The organism is Mesorhizobium sp. M1E.F.Ca.ET.063.01.1.1 (assembly GCF_003998155.1).
Lineage (GTDB): Bacteria > Pseudomonadota > Alphaproteobacteria > Rhizobiales > Rhizobiaceae > Mesorhizobium.
Map to the genome: position 1 here is coordinate 1 of NZ_RZSC01000454.1, position 4,815 is coordinate 4,815.

Sequence of the window (4,815 nt, forward strand, 5' to 3'; positions counted from 1 at the left end):
CACCATCTGGTGCGCCGGCGCGCTGGCGCGCGACTATGCGCAGCTCGGCGGCCGCACGCTGATCGCCGGCAAGCCCTTCGCGCCGATCTACGATGTCGCCATGAAGGAGGTTTCCGGCCTGCTCGGCCACGCGGTCGAGCGCAAAAAAGTTCTCGCCATCGGCGATGGCATGATGACCGACGTCAAGGGCGCCGCCGACAACGGCTTCGACGTGCTTTATGTCTCGGGCGGCATCCACGCCCGCGACTATGGCGATCCGTTGCGGCCCGATCCCGGAAGGCTGGCGGGCTTTCTTTCAAAGCACGGCTACCGGCCGGTCGCCGTCATCCCGCGGCTGCAATAGGCTATAGCGTGGCCATGACGGACGCCTCGGACATGAGTGAAGCTTTCGAACGCATTTCGGCGGTCGCGCCGTTGCCTGCCCATCTGCGCGGCGGCGTCGTGGCGATCGGCAATTTCGACGGCGTCCACCGCGGTCATCTCGCCGTGCTGGAGCGGGCGCTGGCAGAGGCCCGCCGGCGCGGTGTGCCGGCGCTGGTGCTCACCTTCGAGCCGCATCCGCGCAAGGTGTTCAGGCCGGACGTGCCGCTGTTCGTGCTGACGCCGCCGCCGATGAAGGCGCGGCTGTTGGCCGAGCTCGGCTTCGCCGCTCTGGTCGAGCAGCCGTTCATGCGCGACTTCGCCTCGCTCTCGGCCGATGCTTTCGTGACCGACGTGCTGGAGACGAGGCTCGGCATCAGCCACGCCGTCACCGGCTTCGACTTCCATTTCGGCAAGGATCGTCAGGGCGGCCCGGCCTTCCTGATGGCGGCCGGCGAACGCCACGGCTTCGGCGTCACGCTGGTCGATGCCTTCCGCGACGAGGGCGCCGAGGTGGTCTCGTCGAGCCGCATCCGCGCCCTGCTTTGCGAAGGCAAGGTGGAGGAGGCCGCCGGCCTGCTCGGCTACCGGTTCACCGTCGAGAGCGAGGTGATCGGCGGCCAGCAGCTCGGCCGCACGCTGGGCTTCCCGACCGCCAATATGAGGCTTTCGCCGGAAGCCACTCTGAAGGAAGGGATTTACGCCGTCCGTTTCCGCCGCGCCGACGGCATGCTGCATGACGGCGTCGCCAGCTTCGGCCGCCGCCCGACCGTCGACGACAACGGCGCGCCGCTGCTCGAGACTTTTGTGTTCGACTTCTCCGGCGATCTTTACGGCGAGACCTGCCGGGTGTCCTTCTTCGGCTTCCTGCGCCCCGAGCTCAAATTCGATGGGCTCGATGCGCTGGTGGTGCAGATGAAGCGCGACGAAGCCGAGGCGAGGGCGCTGCTCTCCGGCGTGCGGCCACTGTCGGAGCTGGACGCCGCGATCTGCTTTTGAGGTAAGCTATCTCTTCAACGCCAGCCCGATGGCAATAAAACTCCAACCCTGGAAGATCAGGTCGATGGCCAGGAACATGCCGAGCACCCACAGGCTGTTGACAGGCCAGCCCATGGCGATGATCAGGCCAAGCAGGATGGTGATGATGGCGGCCACGAGCAGCCATCCCCAGCCTTGCTCCGGCCGGTGATTGTAGGCCACCCAGGCCCTGAGCAGCCCGGAGGCGACGAGCGCGATGGCCAGCAGAAGCGTCAGCACCGCCGAGGCGAGCAACGGATTATCGAAGGCGAAGAAGCCGGCGACGGCGTAAAGCAGGCCGCTGAGCAGCCAGTAGAAGAAGCGGCCCCAGGTCTTGACCCCGAAGGCGTGGACGATCTCGATGGCGCCGGCCATCAGCATCAGCCAGCCGACGACATAGACCGAGGCGACGGTGGCGATAAACAGATTGCCGAAGGCGATGCCGCCGAAGATCAAGAGCAGCACGCCCAGCGCCACGAACCATCCCCATTTGTCGCGCGTCCGGCCGATCGCGTCGCTCAGGGCATCGTCTTGAAAGGTCATGGTTCGGTTTCCCTCCAGAATTCGCCGCGCATCCTGCGGGTCAGCCGAAGGTAGTCCCGATGGCGTGGCCCGTCCAGCGAGCCGCCTGGCGAAAAAAACGCTTGGGCCGCCGTCACCGATGTTACGGATTTTAAGTCAAATTTTACCGAACCGGCGCCATGGCTTGAGCGCTGCCGGGTGTTCCTGCCGGCCTGTTTCGCGTAAGGGGTGACGATGCGTATTGTCGGGACGATTCCGCTGGTTCTCGCCTCTGGCCTGATGGCCGTCTCCGCAGCCCGTGCGGGCGAGGGGAGCTGGATTTCGGGCGACTGGTATTTGACGCTCGGCGCCACCGGCCTTGTCGCCCCGAATTTCGAGGGCGGCAAGAAGTATATGCTCAGTGCCCAGCCCATCATCTCGCTCGGCAAGGTCGGCCCCGAGGCGCGCTTCACCTCGCGCAACGACAACATTTCGCTGGGGCTGATCGACGACGGCAGCGTACGCGCAGGCCTCACCGGCAAGTTCCTGTTCTCGCGCGACAGCAAGGACGAGCTGGAAGGCCTTGATCCTGTGCACTGGGGCGGCGAAGTTGGCGGCTTCTTCGAATTCTATCCACTCGACTGGGTCCGGGCGCGGGCGGAGTTGCGGCATGGCATTCGCGCCCATAACGGCTTCGTCGCCGACATCGCGGCGGACGCCTTCTACGATGTCACGCCGACGGTCCGCATCTCAGGCGGTCCTCGCGTTTCCTTTGCTTCGTCCGACTATTTCGACGCCTACTACGGCGTCAACGCCAAGGAAGCGGCCGCCTCGGGCCTCAGCGAATACCATCCGGGTGGTGGGCTGAAGTCGACGGGCCTCGGCGGCGCGATCACCTGGAAGGTGACAGATCCGATGACGGCCAGCGTCTTCACTGAATATTCGCGCCTGATGGGGCCGGCGGCCGATTCAAGCCTGGTCAAGGAGCGCGGCGACCGCAACCAGTGGACCGTTGGCGTGTCGACCACCTATCGCTTCAATTTCTCGATGTAGGGCAGGAAACCGGCGCTTTGCCTTGAAATCCGCGCTTTATTCCTGCCGCGCCATCCGCTAAAAGCCACGCGATGAAGAGCTTTTCGCGCCTTTTCGCGATCGCGATACGAATTACGGGCCCGGTGTTCCGGGTGGCCTGAGCGCCACCGGAGCCGCCGGGAGTTTTCGCGCGCTCCTCGCGCTTTGCCCAGAACATGATACTTCAACGCCCGGGCGCTTCCGCCGCCGGGCAATTGAGATGGCAGATCGATGACCGATACCCCTACGACCGATGCGTCCGAGACGATCGACTATTCCAAAACGCTTTATTTGCCGCAGACGGATTTCCCGATGCGCGCCGGCTTGCCCGAGAAGGAGCCGGGCCTGGTCAAGCGCTGGCAGGACATGGACCTTTACCGCAAGCTCAGGCAGGAGACCGCCGGCCGGGAGAAGTTCGTGCTGCATGATGGCCCGCCCTACGCCAACGGCAACATCCATATCGGCCATGCGCTGAACAAGATCCTCAAGGACGTCATCAACCGCTCCTTCCAGATGCGCGGCTACGACGCCAATTACGTGCCGGGCTGGGACTGCCACGGCCTGCCGATCGAATGGAAGATCGAGGAGCAGTACCGCGCCAAGGGCAAGAACAAGGACGAGGTGCCGGTCAACGAATTCCGCAGGGAATGCCGTGACTTCGCCGCTCATTGGATCAAGGTGCAGGGCGACGAGTTCCAGCGCCTCGGCGTCATCGGCGATTTCCACAATCCCTACACCACCATGGCCTACCACGCCGAGGCGCGCATCGCCGGCGAGCTGTTGAAATTCGCCATGTCGGGCCAGCTCTATCGCGGTTCCAAGCCGGTGATGTGGAGCGTTGTCGAGCGTACCGCGCTCGCAGAGGCCGAGGTCGAGTACCAGGACTATGAGAGCGACACGATCTGGGTGAAGTTCCCGGTCGCCAGCCTTGCGCAGCCGGTCGCCGGTGCCGACGCCGCGACGGCGCTGAGCGAGACCGCGCTCGATCTCGTCGAGGCGCATGTCGTCATCTGGACGACCACGCCCTGGACTATCCCCGGTAACCGTGCCGTCAGCTATTCGCTGCGCGTCGCCTATGGCCTCTACGAGGTCACGGCGGCGGAGAATGCCTTCGGCCCGCAGCCCGGCGAGAAGCTGATCTTCGCCGACGCGCTCGCCGAAGAAAGCGCCGCCAAGGCCAAGGTCACCTTGAACAGGCTTCACAGCGTCTCGGCCGAACAGCTTGGAAGCCTTACGCTTTCGCATCCTTTCAAGGGTCTCGCCGGCGGCTACGAGTTCCCGGTTCCGATGGTCGCCGGTGAGCATGTCACCGACGAAGCCGGCACCGGCTTCGTCCACACCGCGCCCAGCCACGGCCGCGAGGACTTCGACGCCTGGATGGACGCGGTTGCCGAGCTGCTTAAGCGTGGCGTCGACACCACCATCCCTTTCCCGGTCGACGATGCCGGCTTCTTCACCAAGGACGCTCCGGGCTTCGGCCCGGACCGCGAGGGCGGTGCGGCGCGCGTCATCGACGACAACGGCAAGAAGGGCAAGGCCAACCAGGCGGTCATCGACGAGCTGATCAAGCGCAACGCGCTGTTCGCGCGCGGCCGGCTCAAGCACAGCTATCCGCACTCCTGGCGCTCGAAGAAGCCGGTCATCTTCCGCAACACGCCGCAATGGTTCGTCTATATGGACAAGGAGCTCGGCGACGGCACGACGCTGCGCAGCCGCGCGCTGAAGGCGATCGACGACACGCGCTTCGTGCCGGCGGCGGGCCAGAACCGCATCCGCGCCATGATCGAGGAGCGTCCCGACTGGGTGCTGTCGCGCCAGCGCGCCTGGGGCGTGCCGATCGCCGTCTTCGCCGACGCGGACGGCAAC

6 protein-coding genes are annotated in these 4,815 nt (G+C 65.3%); 4 read left to right on the top strand and 2 right to left on the bottom strand.

All coding sequences use genetic code 11. The features are described 5' to 3' along the window. Both EOA29_RS25220 and EOA29_RS25225 read left to right on the top strand, forming a co-directional pair. Positions 1-343, top strand: a 343-nt coding sequence (locus EOA29_RS25220; protein WP_148669386.1) for an HAD hydrolase-like protein, incomplete at its 5' end; no start/stop codon positions are given. A gap of 32 nt (positions 344-375) precedes the next feature. After that, positions 376-1,359, top strand: a complete 984-nt coding sequence (locus EOA29_RS25225) for a bifunctional riboflavin kinase/FAD synthetase (RefSeq protein ID WP_127221773.1) — start codon at positions 376-378, stop codon at positions 1,357-1,359. A gap of 6 nt (positions 1,360-1,365) precedes the next feature. On the opposite strand, the gene EOA29_RS25230 is transcribed toward EOA29_RS25225, so the two are convergent. Beyond that, positions 1,366-1,920: an HdeD family acid-resistance protein gene (locus EOA29_RS25230; protein WP_126094419.1), complete on the bottom strand. Its 555-nt coding sequence runs from the start codon at positions 1,918-1,920 to the stop codon at positions 1,366-1,368. Positions 1,921-2,133: 213 nt separating this feature from the next. Between EOA29_RS25230 and EOA29_RS25235 the strand changes: the two genes are divergently transcribed. Further along, on the top strand, positions 2,134-2,931 hold the full coding sequence (locus tag EOA29_RS25235) for a MipA/OmpV family protein (protein WP_126094418.1): 798 nt from the start codon (positions 2,134-2,136) through the stop codon (positions 2,929-2,931). On the opposite strand, the gene EOA29_RS41655 is transcribed toward EOA29_RS25235, so the two are convergent. After that, positions 2,915-3,127, bottom strand: a complete 213-nt coding sequence (locus EOA29_RS41655; protein WP_189478980.1) for a hypothetical protein — start codon at positions 3,125-3,127, stop codon at positions 2,915-2,917. The genes EOA29_RS25235 and EOA29_RS41655 overlap by 17 nt on opposite strands. Positions 3,128-3,180: 53 nt before the next feature. On the opposite strand from EOA29_RS41655, the gene EOA29_RS25240 reads away from it, so the two are divergent. After that, on the top strand, positions 3,181-4,815 hold a 1,635-nt coding region (locus EOA29_RS25240), incomplete at its 3' end, for a class I tRNA ligase family protein (RefSeq protein WP_145969788.1).